We start from the raw sequence: 19,060 nt of genomic DNA, 5'->3' as shown, positions 1-19,060 counted from the left end.
TCCAATCCGTCCGGATCCGTGCGCCATCGTCTGCCATGCTTTTGGGCAAGAGCAATGAAGGAATCATACCAATGACGATGGAAGATGCCGCATGCGTGTCATGCCGAGCGCAGCGAGGAATCTGAGCGGGTCGCGCCAGACCCCTCGCGCTGCTCGAGGTGACAATGCCGGATGGTCACAGGTAATGAGTATCATCCCTGCTCTAATTGACGCCGTTTTTCGTCGAGGCGGCGCTCGGCATCGAGGCGTTCGAGCGCATACTCATTCATATCAACGAACCGCATGCCTTCCGCCAGCAGCGGATGCACGGCAGTGATCTGGCGGTACATCTCCTGCGCAATCCGCCGATAACCGGGGTGACCCTGCGGCGCACTACGCAACTCGCACAGATGATAGGCTTCACGCAGGGTGAGGGTGACGCGCCAGCGCACACGGTAAGCGAACGGAACGGCGTACTGCGACTCGTCCGGCAGTTCAGCGGCAATCGCCGCCGCAACCGCCCCCGCCTGCTCCAGTGCCGTGCGAAACGGCGCGCCCAAACCGTACTCGTCAATTTCTGGCGGCACAACATATCCGTGCTGCACGCCAAACCGCTGCCGTTCCTGAGTCAGCATCCGGTGACGCTGGAGATCACGGTAAGCGCCAATATCCGCCAGCAGGTCGAAGGTGTAGCGTGCTTCCTCGAAGGCGCGCCCCGGACGATGGAAGCGGCTGTCGCGCCTGCCGACATAGGCGCGGATAAGGCTCGCGCGTTCGTCGGCGGTCATAGCGTCTGCCAATGCGCGCGCTTCGCTCAGCGACGCATCGAGGTGCGGGTAGAGGATAGCAGCCGTCACCCGCGCCTCAGCATCAGGGTCAAACGCCACGAGCGTTACCGGCACGGCGTCATTCGCCGACGACCCATGCTCATCCAACCGACGGGCAATCGCGCCTGCCAGCGCCTGCGTTTCCCAGCGCGTTTCCCGCAAATACGCCTGGTATACCCTGCCGCGTTCACTTTTTGCGCGCTTGACGAAAGAAGGAATCTGATCATCGAGCGCGCGCTGCAACGCCACCGCCAGTGTTTGCAGTTCCGCAAGCGGCGACGCATACAATTTCGTCAGCAGATATTCAAACGCGCGACCATTCCCGAACAATCCGACATTGGTCCAGGTGGACATCGGCAGCAACCCGCGCAGCAGGTCGAACGTCCTGGCGCGGGTGGCGCTCGCATAGGCGCGTTCCGAAACACCCGCATCACGGGGAGTATGCGCCCGAACCGCAGCGAGTGTCGGTTCGATCAGCGCCGAATAGGTATCGAACAGATGGTCCATTGCCGCTTCATAGGCGGATGCGTGGCGCGACGCCATGATCGTCGCTTCGCGGAGGTACCGGTACTGTCCCTCGACCTTGCGATTGAACGCGACATAGCGGGTCGATTTTTCGAGCGGACTGATGCCGATCCGGTTGTCTTCGAGCGCCTTGGCGGCGATATTGCTGATCCCTTCACAGGCGACGTGCGCCCCGCCCAACTCCGCCACCGAGTCATCGCCGTAGCCGATCAGAACGCGCTCATAGAATGCTTCGGCGCGGTGAACGGCGACGATCTGATGCGTGGCGGCATCGGCGCTGAGCGCCACAATTGCCTGAAAATCGGCTTCGGGCGCCTGAATAAACTCATCGAGCAGAATGCGGCGCAGGCTCTTATCGGAACGACTGTAGCGCGAGAAGAGCGCGCCGCGCACCACATCGGGCAGGTTGCGCAGGCCAAAGACCGGCGCATCGACATCGGTCACGAACGGCGCAAGGAGCGCGCGTTCCGCGTCGCTGAAGTGATCGCCCCAGGGGTCGCTGGCAGTTGGTTCCACGTGGTTCTCCTGCACAATCAATGAACGTCGGCGTGGTTGGGACGTTGCCACACCACGCCCCAACCAGCACAGGATTTACTGGAACATCCGCAATGCAGCACCGATGCGCGCGATGCCATCCTCGATCTGCTGATGCGGAACAAAACTGAACGACAGGCGGAACGCATCATCTCCCTGACCGTTTGCATAGAAATGCGTTCCTGGCGAAAACGTCACCCCATGCTTCTCCGCTTCGGCGAGCAACGCGGTTGCGCTCACACCCTGCGGCAACCGCGCCCAGATAAAGAACCCACCCTCAGGTTTTGTGACGCGCACCTCCGGAGTCCATTCACGCGCAATCACTGTCAGCATCAGGTCGCGTCGCGCCCGATACGCCGCGCGCAGTTCGGCGATATGCCGCTCCAGGCGGCCATCGGCGCAGCACCGCTCGACCATGCGCGTCAGGAAGGGACCACTCGACCCTTCGACCTTGAAACTTGCCAGGCGCTGAATGATCTCGTGATTGCCGCATGCCCACCCCATACGCAACCCCGGCGCCAGGATTTTCGAGAAGGTGCCGACCTGCAACACCCACCCTTCATGGTCGAGCGCAGAGAGACGCGGCGGCGGCGGGTTCTCGAAGTAGAGATCGCCGTAGGCGTCGTCTTCAACGATCAGCACCCCATACTCCTTCGCCAGCGCCACCAGTCGCTGTCGGCGCTCCAGCGGCATCAGCACGCCGCTCGGATTATGAAAGGTCGGGATCGTATAGATGAACTTGGGGCGTTGACCGCGCTGCGCCAGATCGCGCAACGTCTCTTCAAGAGCATCAACATTCATGCCGTACTCATCGACATCGACGGTGATCAGGCGCGCGCCTGCCAGCGCAAAATGGCGCACCGCACCCATAAACGTCGGTCCTTCGACGATCACGGCATCGCCGGGATCGATGAACACCTGCGGCAGCAACGCCAGCACCTGGCTGGAACCGTAGGAAATCAGCACAGTGCCCGGTTCAGCCGGGGTTCCCTGAGCGCGCAGGCGATTCGCAACGAACTGCACCAGACCGGGGTAGGTTGGCGCGTAGTTCAACCCTTCCGCCGCATCCTCCGCCAACACTTCGGCAGTGGCGGAGAGGAGATCGTCAGTTGGGAACAGTTCCGGCGCAGCAAAACCGTATGCCAGCGAGATCAGATCGCCCTCGTGTTCGGGCCAGATTTGAGCCGGGGCGAGATTCTTCGCCCGCGCAGCGTACAGGTTACCCAGGGCGGGCGCGGAAACAGCAGACATGAATGGCTCCTTCGTCGTCAGGCAGTGTCATGCCCATGATACCAGAAGCCGCACCGGATCATTATCAGGTGTAACAGGGCATGGTATGATTCTTGACGTTGGTCGTACAATGAAGGTGGTTACTTCTCTATACGCGCCACGGAGGCGCAGTGCGCATCGAGCCTCCGCCGCGCGTCGACTGCCAGACGGCAGAGGCTTCTGATGGAACTCCTTCCTGCCCCACGCACATTCGCCTATCGCATCGACGACCACGACCGCATTATTTTCTTCAACGACGAGTGGCTTGCCTTTGCGCGCGAGAACGATGGCGCGCACCTCACCCCTGCCAATGTTTGGAGCCGACCGCTCTGGAAGTTTATCAGCGACCCGGAAACGCGCCATCTCTACCGGCTCATTTTGAGTCGTGTGCGCAGCGGCAGAACCGTTACCGTCCATATGCGTTGCGACTCGCCGACAGCGCGGCGCGTCATCGAGTTGCAGATTGCGCCGCTCCCCGACGGCAGCGTCGATTTCAACAGCCGCATCACCCACGAAGAGGCGCGAGAGTACGTGGCATTGCTGGATGCCAAACAGGAGCGATCACCCGATGTTGTGTCGGTCTGTAGCTGGTGCAAGAAGGTACACGTGCCCGGCGAAGGATGGTTTGAGGTTGAGGATGCGATCCAGCGTCTGCGCCTGACCGAGAACGCTCCGCCGCCACAACTGGTGAACATGATCTGCTATGAGTGCTATCGTAGTGTGATTGATCGGTTGTTTGGCTGATTATCGAGAGCCTGCCGCAAAGGAAACCCTTATGCTTTGTGTCAGTGCAGGCGTCGCCGTAGCAAAGGGGCGCGGTACGGCATCACCGCCGGGATTCCTGGAGTTTACCCTGAGCGAAGCGAAGGGCTCGGAAGGACAGCCCCGGTGTCGTGTGGAGTGAGCAGCGCCACGGCTGCGACCGACGCACCGCGCAGAACGTGCATCGGCGCAGGCGGTACGGCATCACCGCCGGGATTCCTCGCGGAGTTTACCCTGAGCGAAGCGAATGGCTCGGAAGGACAGCCCCCGGTGTCGTGTGGAGTGAGCAGCGCCACGGCTGCGACCGACGCGCCGCGCAGAACGTGCATCGGCGCAGAGCGCACAGCGCCATTTTTCTGTGAGCAGTGAGTGTTTGTCGGAATCCCGCGCATGCGGCTATAATATCAGCACGCTTCTTGACGTGCTGATTGAGGGATACACCGTGGCTAATACGCGAAGCCTCTTGACCGGTATTGCGCTTGGTGTCGGCGCAACCCTTGCCGCGCGCGACGTGTTGCCGCTGCTGGCGCCGCTTGCTCGCCCTGCACTCAAGCAAGGAATCAAGGCAGCGCTCCTCAGCTACGAGCGCGGGCGCGAAATGGCGGCGCTGCTCGTCGAAACGCTCAGCGACATCGCGGCGGAAGTGCAGGTCGAACTGCAAACCCAGGGCGCCGGCGACCCAACGACGGTGAATGTGCGCATCGAGTCGTGAGGTGCTCCTATGCTTCCCACCGGTTATGTGGCGCATCGCACCGGAGATCGTGTTCGCCTGCGCATCCCGGCGCGCAAAGGCGATACAGCCTACTTCGCGCGCGTCGAGCAGGAACTTGCCGCGTGTGGACGAGTCGGGTTTGTCGAAGCCAATCCACTGACCGCCAGCATCCTGCTGCACTATAGCGGCACAGAAGACGACCTGCGACGCGATGCGGTCGATCTTGGGTTGTTCACAATCGAGGCAATCCCGCCAGCCGCCAATCCGGCGCTGAACGCTGCGGCTGCGCGGATCGATCAGATTGATCGCGTGATTCAACGTTCATCGAACGGATCGTTCGACCTGCTTGAAGTAGCATTCGTCGGGCTGGTCGGCGCCAGCATCGTTCAGGCGCTGCGCGGGCAGGCATTAGGACCGGCGAGCACGCTCATGGCGCATGCGCTGGCAATTCTTGCGCTGCACCGCAGCCGCCGGGAGCGTGGGTGACCCGCCCGCAACGACGCTGGCAGCGTCGGGTGCGTGGGCAGCCCGCCTGCATAGCCACCTGGAGCGCCAGCAGCGCACCGTTAGATGAAGCACATATGTTACTGTATCTAAAAACGGATGCGCCTTGCGCGCACGGTACCTGAATGATGCCAACAGACCTTGCGGTTCAGCCATCCTCACCTCCAGCCATCCTGGGCGTTGCCGATCTCCTGCCTGTGCTCGAAAGAGCATTTGCGCAGGGCGGCACGTTTCGCGATATGCTGGTTGCGTTGAGCGAGCACAGACCATGCCTGATCTCCGGTGCAGCGCTGCGTGAGGCGCTCGATGCCTGCCATGTCCGTCAGGCGCTCGACGAGTTCCTGCCCTATCCACAGGTGGTCGAGTCGCTCGATGAGGTGTATGTCACCCAAAGCGGCAACCAATCGGTCATCGAACTCCATTTTGCACAGCCGCATGCCATTCCCCAGAGCACTCCGATTGGCACGGTGACCGTTCAGATCGATCGGACGTTGACGCTGAGCATCGATGAGCGTGGCGATGTAACCCTCAAGCCGGGCGATATGCGGCTGCGCTGGCTGGGAATGACCGAACCTCTCCTGGTGCGCCTGCGCCGAATCGATGGTCCCCAGGGCGCGCAGGATGTCGTCCAGGTGTCTGCCGGCAATGTGCTGAGCCAGACAACCCCGCTCTCGGTCCTGACCGTTCCAACCGCGCCTGCCCCCGCGATTGCGATTGCGCCACCCCCGCCACCCGCACCTGCTGCACCGCCGGTCACCATCACCGTCGTTGTCGTTCATCGGCTGCCAGGACGGGTTCGCCTGCGTCCTGACGGCCTGTATCGCAATCCGGCACAGAAAGAGCGCATCGAACGGCGCCTGGCGCGCCAACCCGGTATTCGCGCTGTTGCGGCGAATATACGAACCGGTACGGTCCTTGTCCACTTCGACGCAACGATGAGCATCGAAGAGGTGCAGGCGCGGCTGGTTCAAGCGCTCACCGGCGCCGAAGAAGCCGATCCGCGCCAACCGCAGCATCCCTGGCACACGATGCCGGTTGCGGAAGTGGCGCAGATTCTCGGCGCTTCACTGAACAACGGATTGGACCCGATCGCCGCCCGGCAACGACTGCACGAACTGGGCGCGAATGCGCTACCTGATATTCACCGCCGTTCGACCTTCAGTATGCTGATCGAACAGTTCAGCAGCCTGCCGGTGGCGCTACTCGGCGTTTCGGCGATTCTGTCGATTGCAACCGGCGGCGTCGCTGATGGGGTTGTCATCCTTAGTGTTGTGCTGATCAATGCCGGAATTGGCTTCTTCACCGAACACTGGGCGGAACAGACCATCGCCGGGCTAAGCCACAGCGCCAGACCGGTTGCGCGCGTAGTTCGCGGCGGCATCGAGCACGACCTGCCAGGCGAAGAACTCGTGCCAGGTGATGTGGTGGTGCTGAAGCGCGGTATGCCGGTTCCTGCCGATGCACGCCTGATCGAGGCAGATGATCTGACGGTCGATGAATCGGCATTGACCGGTGAGAGCATCCCGGTCGCCAAGCGCGCTGATGTGACTCTTGGTCGTGAGACGCCGCTCGGCAGTCGGGCAAACATGGTCTATCGCGGCGCAACCGTGACCGGCGGCGGCGGACGCGCGCTGGTCGTTGCAACCGGCGCGACCACCGAAGTCGGGCAGATACAGCGGATGCTCACCGAGACGGAACAACCCGAAACGCCGTTGCAGCGCCAACTTCGGACGCTCGGCAGCCAGCTGGCGCTCCTCTCGCTCGCCATCTGCGGTGGGGTGTTCGTCATTGGATTGCTCCGCGGTCACGGCTTCCTGATGATGCTGAAAACGTCGGTGTCCCTGGCAGTCGCCGCCATTCCCGAAGGGTTGCCAACCGTCGCCACCACCACGCTGGCGCTTGGTCTGCGCCGACTGGAACGCCAGAATATTCTGGTGCGCCGCCTGGTCGCAGTGGAGACCCTTGGCGCAGCGCAGGATGTCTGTCTTGACAAGACCGGTACGATTACGCTGAATCAGATGACGCTGGTGACGGTCTTTGCCGGTCGACACCTCTACCGCCACGAAGAGGCGACATTCCGGCGCGACGAGGATGGCACGAATGGCGCGCGCACGGGTGAATTGGCGTACCTGCTGCAACTCACTGCGTTGTGCAGCGAAGTGCGCATCGAGATGACCAATGGTTCACTCCGTTTGCAGGGGACGCCGACCGAGATTGCGCTGGTGCAGGCGGCGTTCGATGCTGGCATTGATGTGGCAGCACTACGCCGGCGCCATCCGCTGCTCCGGGCGCAACCGCGTAGCGAACAGCGCGGCTATATGGTCACCTGGCATGCCGATGACGATCATGAGTTGCTGGCAATTAAGGGCGCGCCGGATCAGGTGTTGGCGATGTGTAACCGCCACCTGTGCGACGGTGTGGTGCAGCCGCTCCTCGAGCGCGACCGTGTGCGCATCGTCACCGAAAATGAGCGCATGGCAGGGCAGGCACTGCGTGTGCTTGGCGTCGCCTACGCTTATGGCAGTGATCCGCCGGAGGAACGCCGTGACCTGATCTGGGTCGGGCTGGCAGGCATCGCCGACCCGCCGCGCCCCGGCATGCGCGAGTTGATGGCGCGCTTCCGCGCCGCCGGACTCCATCCGATTATTGTGACCGGCGATCAGAGCGCAACGGCGCATGCGATTGCCCGCCAGATCGGGCTGCGTCACGACGGACGCCTGGAAGGGCTGGATGCCGCGCAACTCGAACACATCCCACCCGATGTGCTCCGTTCGCTGGCGCAACGGATCGACATTTTCTCACGGGTCAGTCCGGCGCACAAACTACGCATCGTGCAGGCGCTCCAGCGCGCCGGGCGCGTGGTTGCGATGACCGGCGACGGCATCAACGACGGTCCGGCGTTGCGCGCCGCCGATATCGGCATCGCTATGGGGCGTGATGGCAGCCAGCTGGCGCAGGAAGTCGCCGACATTGTGATCCGCGATGATAACCTGCAAACGATCATTGTCGCCATCGAGCAAGGGCGCACAATCTACGACGATATCAAGAAGGCGGTCCATTTCATTCTGGCAAGCAATGCCAGCGAGATTGCAGTCACGTTGATCGCAACTGCTATCGGGATAGGAGAACCGTTCAACCCGATCCAGTTGCTCTGGATCAACCTGGTGACCGATATTTTTCCCGAACTTGCACTGGGAGTCGAATTGCCGGAAGCGGATGTCATGGCGCGCCCGCCGCGTGATCCGCACGCGCCAATGTTTTCGCGCGCCGATTTACAGAACATCGGGATCGAGGGCATGGTGCTGACTGCCAGTACACTGGTTGTGTATGGCATAGGTCTGTCCCGTTATGGCATCGGACCACGCGCGAGTACGATGGCGTTCTCGACGATTACAACCGCGCAGTTGCTTCACGCACTCAGTTGTCGATCTGAGCGCCATAGCATTTTTGCGCGCGGCGCCTGCCCTCCCAACCCCTATATGCCACTGGCTGTCGGCAGTGGACTCGGTCTTCAGGCAATGGCTACTCTTCTGCCGGGATTGCGCGGCATTCTTGGCACAATGCCGCTCGGACCACTCGATTGGGTGATTGTGGCAGGAGCTGCCATTGTGCCCTTGATCGTAAATGAAATCAAAAAGGAGATTGTTCACGCCCGTTTTCGAGAAGAGACCCACGAAGAGAGGTGAGGAGATGGCATCGCACTACATCTTCACGTCTGAGTCGGTCAGCGCCGGGCACCCGGACAAACTGTGCGACCAGATCAGCGATGCGCTGGTTGGTCATTATCTTCGACAGGACCCGTTCGCATCGGTCGTTGCCGAGTGCGCCGTCTCGACCGGCATTCTGTTCGTGTCGGTCAAAGTCGCTGCTGATGCGGTCGTCGATATTCCCAACACAGCGCGCGAAATCATTCTCGACGTCGGATATGACCAAGGCGCATTCAACGGACGCACCTGCACGGTGATGACCAGCCTGAGTGAAATGAATGGTTTCCGACCGCGCTTCGACGACACGAACGATCTTGCGCAACTGACGGCGCAGGAGAATGTGACCCTCTTCGGCTATGCCTGCGCCCATACACCAGACCTTGCGCCATTACCGATCTGGTGCGCGCACCGTCTTATGCGCCAGTACGACCGGGTGCGCCAAGAGTCGCTCCACTACCTGGCGCCTGATGCCAAGTGTCAGGTCGGCGTCGCGTTTACCAGTCACGTGCCCCGACGCATCGATAGTATCACGCTGCTCGCCAGTCAACGCGACTCGCGCATCTCACTGGCGACGCTCCGCAACGACCTCATGGAGCAGGTCATCAGCCCGGCTTTTGTCGATCAGCCCTTTGCGCCGGATGATCGCACCCGGATTCAGATCAACCCGGAAGGCGCGATCCTCGAAGGCGGACCGGCATTGCACGCCGGTCTGACGGGACGAAAGAACGGGGTGGACACCTACGGCGGATTTTCGCGCCAGAGCGGTGCGGCGCTCAGTGGCAAAGATCCGACCCGCATCGACCGTGTTGGCGCTTACGCCGCCCGTCACGCCGCCAAGAATATCGTGGCCGCAGGACTGGCGGAACAGTGCGAGGTGCAACTGAGTTACTCCATCGGGATCGCAGAACCGGTGAGTGTGCGCGTCGATACGTTCGGCGTCGGTCGCATCGATGACGATACACTCACTGAAAGGGTCGCTGCGCATTTCGATTTCCGCCCCAGCGGGATCATTCGCCGATTGCGGTTGCGCGAACTTGCGATAATGGGGAATGGCAATCTCTACCGGCAGTTGGCGGTCTACGGGCATGTCGGGCGATCCGACCTGAACCTGCCATGGGAAGCGACTGACGAGGTTGAGGCGCTGCGATCGTGGCTGCGGTAATTCGCTCGCACTCCGTTGGGTCCGGAGAGGAACGGCCGCTCCGACGGACTGAACGTTTCAGGAAGATGGCTCCTCTCCTTGCTGCATCCGTCGCAGTGCCGCTTCCAGTTGCCGAATGCGCGACTCGGCTTCCACAGCGCGCGCTTCGGCGGCCCGGCGGGCGCGCTCTTCTTCGGCGGCGCGCGCTTCGGCGGCCCGGCGGGCGCGCTCTTCTTCGGCGGCGCGCGCTTCGGCGGCCCGGCGGGCGCGCTCTTCTTCCTGCAACGCCTGCGCCAGCGCGAGGTGATCGCCCAACGGGTTGCCTGCTTCATCGTAACAAATGATGTCACCGTTGCGCACCCCTAACCAGACGCGCACCGGCGCCAGCCACAATCGCCCCTGATCATCCGGCGCGAGCATCCGGTACCCTTCCGGGGTCAACGTATACCCGATCAGCCGCACCCCCAATTGACCACGCCGTTCAATCCCATCAACAATCACATAGAGCGGCACTCCTGCCATCTCATAGTGATCGACCTTCGTCATCACATCGTGCCCGCGCGTCTCCGGCGAGGTGATTTCCACAATCAACGCAGGACGCACTCCTTCTTCAGCAACCCGAAAAGTGCTCCAGTTCTTGCGCTCCTTCACACCGAAGATCACCATCAGATCAGGACCGTGCGGTTTGAGATCGGGAACATCCCATTCAATCCGCACATCGTCGAGCACGACAGCGGTGGGATCATCGGCGACCTGTCGCTCGAATACTTCGCGCAGATAATGCCAGCGCCGTTGGTGCAGACTGCTATGGGTCACCTGATCCCCCTCTTCAGGATGCAAAACGTCTTCGTAGGTCAACGGGACCTGCGCCCATTCGATCATGCCATCCGGCAGTTCACGGCGAATGAACCGCCATCCGTAGAACGGACCGGTCTCCGTCGCGCTGGCAGAGTTTTCCTGATCAGTTAGTGCTGCGCTCATGATTCCCCCCGCCTGGATTCGTGTTTCATCGAGGACGGTGCGTCTCTTCTCCCTTCACCATCCTGCGACCGCCTTATACCAATTACCCGTGAACATCCGGCATGGTCACCCCAAGCAGCGCGAGAGATCTGGCGCGACCCGCTCAGATTCCTCGCTGCGTTTACCCTGAGCGAAGCGAAGGGCTCGGAATGACCAGCATGCGGCATCTTCAATCGTCAACGGTGCGCCTCTTTTCCCTTCACCATCCTGCGACTGCCTTATACCAATTACCCGTGAACATCCGGCATGGTCACCCCGAGCAGCGCGAGAGATCTGGCGCGACCCGCTCAGATTCCTCGCTGCGCTCGGAATGACCAGCATGCGGCATCTTCAATCGTTATTGGTATTACGCCCCATTGTGCATTGTAGCACACATGCGACGCAGATGACCGTCCCTGGCGCAACCAGGAGCACCGTCGTGAATTGGCAGGAACGACCCCTCGCCTGCCGCACCGCGACCGATCCCGACCAGAACACACACGCGGACACGCCCACTCGCATTCACGACGCGAAGCCCCACTGACGCGAGGCTGGTCGGAGCATCGGCACGCGCCGGGGAAAGGGCGCGGCAGTGCCTTTCGTGCGATCCGCTATGGTCCCGCATCGAACGACGTGGCAGGCGCCACATGATTCACGCCTGGACCCGTGCAGAGGGACGCGGGCAAAGGAGGCATGGGGAAGAGGGCGAAAGAGTTGTCGAGACGCGGAAACCCTGTGTTGCGTCTCAAAAAGCCTGCACCAGAGATGAGGGGACAGGGGTGAGAAAAAAGAGCGTCAGGGAGTGAGAAACGCCCTGCGCGTCCGAAAGACTCACCCCTGACAGCCAGGACAACTCCCCTTGGCAACCGACAGCACCAGGGTTCACCTGCGCGCAATTCCCCCAGTGTGGGCGACGGTCATCTCCTGAACTATGTCGCCTGCGCTTCGGTCACTTCCGGCGCAAGCGTCTGCCTTGGGGGCGCGACAGTTGCGCCATGCACCTCAGCGCGCGCTTCGGCTATCAGATCGCTCCAGCGCTCGCCAGCCTCGCTGAACGCCCCCTTCGTGCGCTCCACTACCGAGCCGAGTGTTGCTTTCGTCCGATCGGCAGCAATAATGCCGCCCTTGACGATTGCTTTCGTCACCGGACGCAACGCCGGCACGACGACCGGCGCCGCAACAATGGCAGCCACGCCGACGACGATGTTTGGAATGCCAAAGACGGTTTTTTCGAAGAGAACTTCACCAACCGTTTCGAGCAGCGCCATTGCTTTCTCCTTTCCGGTTTGTCAAGGAATGTTGAACAAAATTAATGAACACTTAAACTATACCTCGCCGGAAGAGCAGGTTCAGAAAGAGCATTGAAACGCAAGGATGAGAAATCTTTACAGGGGTTAGGAACAATGCCATTAAAGAATCCACGAAGCTCATCCTTAACTTTCCGCAGCCTCGATCTCTCACTCCCCGCCTGCAACCTGCCACTATCCCCCAGGGCGTGGCGCTGCCGCGCCCCTACCTGTCCCTGCCCGCCTGCACCGCTCTTCGCCTCTTGCCTGGTCCCTGATCGTGGTACAATGCACTCGACACGGCATCAGGAACCGGGTTGTATGCGCACCTATCGCCTCTTCCTCAGCGGTCTAGGCAATGTGGGCCGCAGTTTTCTTGCCATCATGCAGTCACAGGCGTCGCTCCTCGCCAGGCGCTATGGCGTTGCGCTGCGCCTGGTTGCCGCAGCCGACTCAGGGGGCGCGGCAATCTATGCGACTGGACTGGACCCGGCGACGATCCTGGCGCTCAAACAGCGTGGTCAGAGCATTGCGGCGCTGCCGGAAAGCGGCATCTTCGGAATTGCTCCTGTTGAAGTCATTCAGCGCATCGAAGCGGACATCCTCCTCGAAGCGACGCCGGTCAATTTGAAAACAGGGCAACCGGGTCTTGATACCGTGCGCGCAGCGTTGCGGCGCGGTATGCACGCAGTGCTGGCAAATAAAGGACCGCTGGCGCTCGCATATACAGAACTGGCTGACCTCAGCGATATGGGAGAGGCCACTGAGGAACGCGGCGATCCGCGCGACTGGCCCGCGCTGCGCTTCAGCGCCTGCGTCGGCGGCGCGTTGCCGACCATTGCAATTGGGCGACGCGACCTGGCAGGCGCGACGATTGTGCGCGTCGAGGCGGTGCTCAACGGCACAACGCAGGGCATCCTGCGCGCGATGGAACAGGGGAGTTCATATGCTGACGCACTGGCGGAGATGCAACGACGCGGACTGGCGGAGACCGACCCTTCCCTCGATGTCGAAGGTTGGGATGCCGCTAGTAAACTGACTATTCTTGCCAATGCGGTGTTGCGCCAACCCACAACGCTGGCTGATGTCGCCGTGCGCGGCATTACGGACCTGACCACCGGAGACCTGCGCGCCGCACTGGATCGCGGCGAACGTATTGTGCTCCTCTGCCTGGCGGAGCGTCGAGGCGGCGACTTCCACCTGAGCGTTCAACCAACATCATTGCCGCTGATCCATCCATTGGCGCGGATGAGCGCCGATGAGATGGGCGTAGTCTACTACACCGACATCACCGGCAGACAGACTGCGACAACGCTGGAAACCGATCCGACTCCGACTGCCGCAGCCATGCTGCGCGACATTCTTGATATTGCTGCGCGTTGACCTGTGCGAGGTTCTGCAATGGAGCATCCGCTTCCATTCCGGGCGATTGATGCCGCGCGATCGCGCATTGCCCCATTCGTGCGGCATACGCCGCTTATGCCGCTGCCCGCATTGCGTAGCGACTTTCATCCCAACCTGCGCCTCAAACTGGAAAATCTGCAAGTCGCAGGTTCGTTCAAGGTGCGTGGCGTCTTCAATCACCTGTTGCAACTCGACGTGGCGCAGCGCGAGCGTGGTGTGATCGCCGCATCCGGCGGCAACCACGGTCTTGCGCTGGCATACGCCGCCTGGCGGTTGGGCATCCCCGCCGTCGTCTATCTGCCCGCGCGCGCCTCGGCTGACCGTGAGCGACGCATTGCGGCATGGGGGGCGCGTATCTTCCGCCATGGCGACGCCTGGGACGATGCGCACCGCCGCGCTCTGGAACACGCTGCCGCCGAAGGACTGTACTATGTGCATCCGTTTGACGACATTCGCACCCTTGAGGGGCAGGGCACGCTTGGTCTCGAAGTGCTCGTCGATGCGCCTTGCATCGATCTGGCGCTGATCGCCGTCGGCGGCGGCGGGTTGATCGGCGGCGTGGCAGCGGCGCTCAAACAGGCGCGTCCTGGCATTTGCATCGTCGGCGTTGAACCGATCGGCGCACCGACGATGACCGTCAGCCTCAACGCCGGTCGATTGGTGGAATTGCCCGCCGTCCACAGCATCGCCGACACCCTCTCGCCGCGCGCGCTCAGTGAACGCACACTGGACCTGGCGCTGCGGTACGTCGATGATGTGGCGCTGGTCACCGACGAGCAAATGGTGGAGGCTATGCGCTGGCTCTGGACTGAGTGCAATCAACTGGTCGAACCGGCCGGCGCCGCCGTGATCGCTGCGCTCCAGAGCGGCACTGTGGACGCCACGCGCTACGCGGCGCCGGTTGCCGTCATCTGCGGCGGCAATGTCGATGCCGGATGTGTGTTTGAGCAGTACACTGCGGGGTAGGCGCCCCGCGCGCCTCCACTTGACAAACACCCCACCCTTCAGGTATACTCGCAAACGGTGATATTGCAACGAGCGTAATCGCTATGCGTCAGCAAACCGTCAGCCTCCTCCTTAGCCTTATTCTTGTAGCCCTGATTATTATCACGGGCTTATAAGCGTTTGGGAGGCAGCGCGCGCGGCGTAACGCAAGAAACAACGACACGAGCCCCTCCCGAACCCACGGGAGGGGCTTACCGTTTATGGACATATGCTGCCAACACTGCGGCAACGATGCACTTCTGGCAGCCCTGCGCTCGTTGCGCTCAGTGGTCATATTCGACCGAAATCCCCTGGTTGCGACGCTGATGTCGCCAATGTGTCACTGTTGCGCGTCAGGCGCCGATGACGGCGGCGTCTTTGCCTGCGTATGCGCAGGTATCGGGAAAATAGACGGGAAATAATCACGCGGTGATCATCGAGAGAAAGGGAGGAACTCAGATGTCCGAAAAGCGCACCGGCGCCCAGGTGATGTGCGAGGCGCTGATCCGCAACGGGGTCGAAGTGATGTTCGGCATCCCCGGCGGCGCAATTATGCCGTTCTACTATGCGATGTGGGAGTACCGCGACAAACTGCGCCACGTGCTTTGCCGCCACGAACAGGGCGCAGGGCACGCCGCCGAAGGGTATGCGCGCGCCACCGGTCGGTTGGGAGTGTGTATCGGCACGAGCGGACCCGGCGCGACCAACCTGGTGACAGCCATTGCCGACGCGATGATGGACAGCACGCCAATTCTGGCGATCACCGGACAGGTCGGCTCTCACGTGCTCGGTAAGGATGCGTTCCAGGAGACCGACATCACCGGCATCACGATGCCGATCACCAAGCATAACTATCTGGTGAAACGCGCTGAAGACCTGCCCTACGTCTTCGAGGAGGCGATCTACATTGCGACCACCGGGCGACCGGGACCGGTGCTGATCGATGTGACGAAGGACGCGCAACAGGCTACGATCGTTCCCAACTGGGACATCAAACTCGACCTTCCCGGCTACAAGCCCAACTATCGCCCCAATCTCAAGCAGGTCCGTGAGGCGATCAAACTGATCCTGAGCGCAAAGAAGCCGCTAATCATTGCCGGTCATGGCATCATTATGTCCGGCGCAGTCGAGGAACTGCGCGCTTTCGCCGAGCGCACCCGCATCCCGGTGATCACGACGCTCCACGGGATTGGCGCCTTCCCCGAAGACCATCCACTCAGCATCGGCATGCCGGGTATGCACGGCTGGGTGCATGTCAATCGCGCCATTCAGGAGTGCGATGTGCTCTTCAATATCGGCGGGCGCTTCGATGACCGCGTGACCGGCAAAGCCAGCACGTTTGCGCCAAATGCGAAGGTTATTCACGTCGATATCGATCCTTCGGAGATCGGCAAGAATGTCAAAGTGACGGTGCCAATCGTCGCCGATGCGCGCCTGGCATTGCAGGCGTTCCTCGATGAGTTCCCGCCTGACCGTGAGGCGTTCGCTGAATTGCACGGGCATGCGTCCGACTGGATGGAGCACATTCGTGAGATGCAGGCGAAGCATCAACCGAAGCAGCAATATCTTAACCGCTCGGATACTGCGAACATGAGCCTGCCGCCGCACGATGTGTATGCAGCGCTCACAAAGGCGCTCAACAGCCGTGGCAACTACCGCGTTGTCACCGATGTCGGACAGCATCAGATGTGGGCGGCGCAACTGATCGACTGGTATCGCCCGCGCACTCACATCACGTCGGGCGGCGCAGGAACCATGGGCTTCGCCGTGCCGGCGGCGCTTGGCGTTGCGATTGCCCATCCGAACGATACCGTGTGGGCGATCTGCGGCGATGGCGGCTTCCAGATGACCAATCAGGAGATGGCGACTATCGTGCAGGAAGGTATCAAGAATGTCAAGATTGCGGTAATCAACAATGGCTACCTGGGCATGGTGCGCCAGTGGCAGGAACTGTTCGAGAATAAGCGCTACAGCGGTACGCCCCTCTCTGGTCCCGATTTCGCCAGGCTTGCGGAGGCGTACTACTGGAAAGGCATTACCGTCGAACACACCGGTCAGGTCGAAGCGGCTATCGAGGAAGCCTACGCAACCGATGGACCGGTGCTCATCGACTTCCGCGTCGAGCGCGAGGTCAATGTGTTCCCAATGGTGCCACAGAACAAGAGCATCGGCGAAATGATCCTGGAGTCGCCCCACCAGTCATAGCATAAAGGAAGCGCTTCCATGAAAAAACATACTATCGTCGCGCTCGTGCAGGACCGCCCCGGCGTGCTGAGCCGGGTGGTCGGACTCATTCGACGACGCGGCTTCAACATCGAAAGTCTGGCAGTCGGACATAGCGAAACTCCCGGCATCAGCCGGATGACAATCGTTGTGGAGTGGGAGGATGTCGAGCAGGTGGTCAAGCAACTCTACCGCCTGATCGAGGTGCTGAAGGTCAGCGACGTGACCAACGATCCGACGGTCGAACGCGAAATGGCGTTGATGAAACTGCATGCGCCTCCGGCGAAGCGCCCTGAGATTGTGGCCCTCACCGAAGTCTTCGACGCTAAAATTGTTGATGTCGGCGCAAATACGATGGTGATCGAGATGACCGGGTCGCCATCCAAGGTGCAGAACTTTATCGACGTGATTCGCCCTTATGGCATCAGAGAAATGATGCGCACCGGGCGGATTGCGATGGTGCGCGGCGCGCGCGGTCATACCGCCGAGGAGTATGTCGAAAGCGCCAACGGACACGCCGAGCGCGTGCCGGCGATGAATTAAGGTCAATGGTTATGGAGGGGGTTGAGGGTTTTCTCGCATCGCTCTGCCAGCGATCGCTCCCTCCTCCAACCGGAGCGAGTTTAAGGGCGGACCGAACACCCAAGCGAACACCGGCACGCTCACCGTGGGACCATGGGACGGACCCGGTCGCTCTGCTCCCGCGCGCGGGAGCGAGACAGGGAGGGTTGAAGGGACAACCGCGCATTCCAACACCATGCATGCCCGCTCTGCTCATGCGTGCTGTCCGCCCTTGAACCGGAGTGAGCAGGGAGGACCTTGCGCTTCGCGCCTGGCAGACGATACAGGAGGAACCGTATCACATGGGAATACCCGACGCACTGCCAGAAGGCTTAACCTCATCACTCCTGCGAAGTTTATGGCGTCTTGATCAACACAAGGAGAAGACACAACACCCATGGCAAACATCTACTACGAAAACCACGCCGATCTCGCTCGGCTCGCCGGGCGCACCATCGCGGTCATCGGCTTCGGCAGCCAGGGGCACGCACACGCGCTGAACCTCAAGGAGAGCGGCTGTGATGTCATCGTCGGTCTTTACCAGGGATCGAAGAGTTGGTCGAAGGCGGAGGGGCTGGGGTTGAAGGTGCTGCCCGTCGCCGAGGCGGCGAAAGAGGCGCAGATCGTGATGCTGGCGCTCCCCGATACGGCGCAGGCGGCGATCTACCGCGACGCGATCGGTCCACATATGACCCCCGGCAAGACGCTGATGTTCGCCCACGGGTTCAATATCCGCTTCGGGCAGATCGTTCCGCCGGAAGGGGTCGATGTCAGTATGGTCGCCCCCAAGGCGCCCGGTCACCGTGTGCGCGAGGTCTATACCCAGGGGGGCGGCGTACCGGCGCTCGTCGCCGTACATCAGGACGCTTCGGGGAATGCGCTGGCGGACGCTCTGGCGTATGCCCGCGGTCTTGGCTGCACCCGCGCCGGCGTGATCGAGACAACGTTCGCCGAAGAGACCGAAACCGATCTGTTTGGCGAGCAGGTCGTGCTGTGCGGCGGCGTGTCGGCATTGGTGAAGGCGGCGTTCGAGACCCTGGTCGAAGCCGGGTATCAACCGGAGGTCGCGTACTTTGAGTGTATGCACGAACTCAAACTGATCGTCGATCTCTTCTACCAGGGCGGTCTCAACTATATGCGCTACTCGGTCAGCGATACGGCGGAATGGGGCGATTACACCGCCGGTCCGAAGATTATCACCGACGAGACGCGCGCAACGATGAAACGCATCCTGGCGGACATCCAGAGCGGCGCATTCGCCGAGGACTGGATCGAAGAAAATCATAATGGTCGTCCGCGCTTCAATGCCTATCGCACCCGCGACATCGCGCACCCCATCGAGCAGGTGGGTCGTGAACTGCGCCGTATGATGCCGTTCGTCAACCCGCGTGAGGTGGTTCCGGGCGAAGGCGGGGCGTAAGAGAACTGAGAACCGAGAACCAAGAACTAAGAACTAAGAACCAAGAACTAAGAACTGATAGGAAGATCAATCTGCATCCGAACACCCACGCTTGCACCTGTGGAGCGGCTGGCGCTGGCTGAGCCTGTCGAAGCCAACGCCGATCACGAGATTGTCTCATATCCGAAGGACATGGAACGGCTGGCGCTGGCTGAGCCTGTCGAAGCCAACTCCAGCCGTGAGA

Annotated in this window: 14 protein-coding genes; 10 read left to right on the top strand and 4 right to left on the bottom strand. The window is 61.4% G+C overall.

The window, feature by feature from the left end; translation table 11 throughout:
* Positions 1-191 precede the first annotated feature (191 nt).
* Both RCAS_RS08035 and RCAS_RS08030 read right to left on the bottom strand, forming a co-directional pair.
* Positions 192-1,847: an FAD-dependent thymidylate synthase gene (locus tag RCAS_RS08035; protein ID WP_041330416.1), complete on the bottom strand. Its 1,656-nt coding sequence runs from the start codon at positions 1,845-1,847 to the stop codon at positions 192-194.
* 75 nt (positions 1,848-1,922) lie between these two features.
* Positions 1,923-3,116, bottom strand: a complete 1,194-nt coding sequence (locus RCAS_RS08030; protein ID WP_012120088.1) for an aminotransferase-like domain-containing protein — start codon at positions 3,114-3,116, stop codon at positions 1,923-1,925.
* Positions 3,117-3,317: 201 nt separating this feature from the next.
* Between RCAS_RS08030 and RCAS_RS08025 the strand changes: the two genes are divergently transcribed.
* The 5 genes from RCAS_RS08025 to metK all read left to right on the top strand — a co-directional run bounded on the left by RCAS_RS08025 (position 3,318) and on the right by metK (position 9,981).
* The gene (locus RCAS_RS08025) at positions 3,318-3,878 is read left to right on the top strand and encodes an SRPBCC family protein (protein ID WP_012120087.1); all 561 of its coding nucleotides are present in this window, start codon (positions 3,318-3,320) and stop codon (positions 3,876-3,878) included.
* 460 nt (positions 3,879-4,338) lie between these two features.
* Positions 4,339-4,608: a DUF5132 domain-containing protein gene (locus RCAS_RS08020; RefSeq protein WP_012120086.1), complete on the top strand. Its 270-nt coding sequence runs from the start codon at positions 4,339-4,341 to the stop codon at positions 4,606-4,608.
* Between the two features lie 9 nt (positions 4,609-4,617).
* Complete coding sequence (locus tag RCAS_RS08015) at positions 4,618-5,094, top strand: hypothetical protein (RefSeq protein ID WP_012120085.1); 477 nt, start codon at positions 4,618-4,620, stop codon at positions 5,092-5,094.
* A gap of 143 nt (positions 5,095-5,237) precedes the next feature.
* Positions 5,238-8,798 carry a cation-translocating P-type ATPase gene (locus RCAS_RS08010; RefSeq protein ID WP_012120084.1) on the top strand — a complete coding sequence of 1,187 codons (3,561 nt, stop codon included), beginning with the start codon at positions 5,238-5,240 and terminating at the stop codon, positions 8,796-8,798.
* A gap of 4 nt (positions 8,799-8,802) precedes the next feature.
* A complete protein-coding gene (gene metK / locus RCAS_RS08005; RefSeq protein WP_012120083.1) occupies positions 8,803-9,981 on the top strand; it encodes a methionine adenosyltransferase in 1,179 nt (392 codons plus the stop codon).
* Positions 9,982-10,038: 57 nt separating this feature from the next.
* Here metK and RCAS_RS08000 read toward each other — a convergent pair whose 3' ends face one another.
* Together RCAS_RS08000 and RCAS_RS07995 are read right to left on the bottom strand one after the other, a co-directional pair.
* The gene (locus RCAS_RS08000; protein WP_012120082.1) at positions 10,039-10,941 is read right to left on the bottom strand and encodes a Uma2 family endonuclease; all 903 of its coding nucleotides are present in this window, start codon (positions 10,939-10,941) and stop codon (positions 10,039-10,041) included.
* Between the two features lie 947 nt (positions 10,942-11,888).
* Positions 11,889-12,227 (bottom strand): DUF5132 domain-containing protein, encoded by a 339-nt coding sequence (locus tag RCAS_RS07995; RefSeq protein ID WP_012120081.1) that lies wholly within the window; start codon positions 12,225-12,227, stop codon positions 11,889-11,891.
* 339 nt (positions 12,228-12,566) lie between these two features.
* On the opposite strand from RCAS_RS07995, the gene RCAS_RS07990 reads away from it, so the two are divergent.
* The 5 genes from RCAS_RS07990 to ilvC all read left to right on the top strand — a co-directional run bounded on the left by RCAS_RS07990 (position 12,567) and on the right by ilvC (position 18,837).
* On the top strand, positions 12,567-13,628 hold the full coding sequence (locus RCAS_RS07990) for a homoserine dehydrogenase (protein ID WP_012120080.1): 1,062 nt from the start codon (positions 12,567-12,569) through the stop codon (positions 13,626-13,628).
* Between the two features lie 18 nt (positions 13,629-13,646).
* Positions 13,647-14,615 carry a threonine ammonia-lyase gene (locus tag RCAS_RS07985; protein WP_012120079.1) on the top strand — a complete coding sequence of 323 codons (969 nt, stop codon included), beginning with the start codon at positions 13,647-13,649 and terminating at the stop codon, positions 14,613-14,615.
* A 477-nt stretch (positions 14,616-15,092) separates the two neighbouring features.
* A complete protein-coding gene (gene ilvB / locus RCAS_RS07980; RefSeq protein ID WP_012120078.1) occupies positions 15,093-16,838 on the top strand; it encodes a biosynthetic-type acetolactate synthase large subunit in 1,746 nt (581 codons plus the stop codon).
* An 18-nt stretch (positions 16,839-16,856) separates the two neighbouring features.
* Positions 16,857-17,399, top strand: coding sequence for an acetolactate synthase small subunit (gene ilvN / locus RCAS_RS07975; protein WP_012120077.1), 543 nt, complete (start codon positions 16,857-16,859; stop codon positions 17,397-17,399).
* A 415-nt stretch (positions 17,400-17,814) separates the two neighbouring features.
* A complete protein-coding gene (ilvC, locus tag RCAS_RS07970; protein WP_012120076.1) occupies positions 17,815-18,837 on the top strand; it encodes a ketol-acid reductoisomerase in 1,023 nt (340 codons plus the stop codon).
* Positions 18,838-19,060 lie beyond the last annotated feature (223 nt).

The organism is Roseiflexus castenholzii DSM 13941 (assembly GCF_000017805.1).
Classification (GTDB): domain Bacteria; phylum Chloroflexota; class Chloroflexia; order Chloroflexales; family Roseiflexaceae; genus Roseiflexus; species Roseiflexus castenholzii.
The sequence above is the reverse complement of the archived record's forward strand: the minus strand, read 5'-3'. Positions and strand labels throughout refer to the sequence as shown.

Bases quoted from the DNA above. Each gene is read 5' to 3' on its own strand.
- ilvC (WP_012120076.1), top strand. From the start codon at position 17,815: ATGGCAAACATCTACTACGAAAACCACGCCGATCTCGCTCGGCTCGCC.
- RCAS_RS07985 (WP_012120079.1), top strand. From the start codon at position 13,647: ATGGAGCATCCGCTTCCATTCCGGGCGATTGATGCCGCGCGATCGCGC.
- RCAS_RS08000 (WP_012120082.1), bottom strand. From the start codon at position 10,941: ATGAGCGCAGCACTAACTGATCAGGAAAACTCTGCCAGCGCGACGGAG.
- RCAS_RS07990 (WP_012120080.1), top strand. From the start codon at position 12,567: ATGCGCACCTATCGCCTCTTCCTCAGCGGTCTAGGCAATGTGGGCCGC.
- RCAS_RS08015 (WP_012120085.1), top strand. From the start codon at position 4,618: ATGCTTCCCACCGGTTATGTGGCGCATCGCACCGGAGATCGTGTTCGC.
- RCAS_RS08010 (WP_012120084.1), top strand. From the start codon at position 5,238: ATGATGCCAACAGACCTTGCGGTTCAGCCATCCTCACCTCCAGCCATC.
- ilvB (WP_012120078.1), top strand. From the start codon at position 15,093: ATGTCCGAAAAGCGCACCGGCGCCCAGGTGATGTGCGAGGCGCTGATC.
- ilvN (WP_012120077.1), top strand. From the start codon at position 16,857: ATGAAAAAACATACTATCGTCGCGCTCGTGCAGGACCGCCCCGGCGTG.
- RCAS_RS08030 (WP_012120088.1), bottom strand. From the start codon at position 3,116: ATGTCTGCTGTTTCCGCGCCCGCCCTGGGTAACCTGTACGCTGCGCGG.
- RCAS_RS07995 (WP_012120081.1), bottom strand. From the start codon at position 12,227: ATGGCGCTGCTCGAAACGGTTGGTGAAGTTCTCTTCGAAAAAACCGTC.
- metK (WP_012120083.1), top strand. From the start codon at position 8,803: ATGGCATCGCACTACATCTTCACGTCTGAGTCGGTCAGCGCCGGGCAC.
- RCAS_RS08025 (WP_012120087.1), top strand. From the start codon at position 3,318: ATGGAACTCCTTCCTGCCCCACGCACATTCGCCTATCGCATCGACGAC.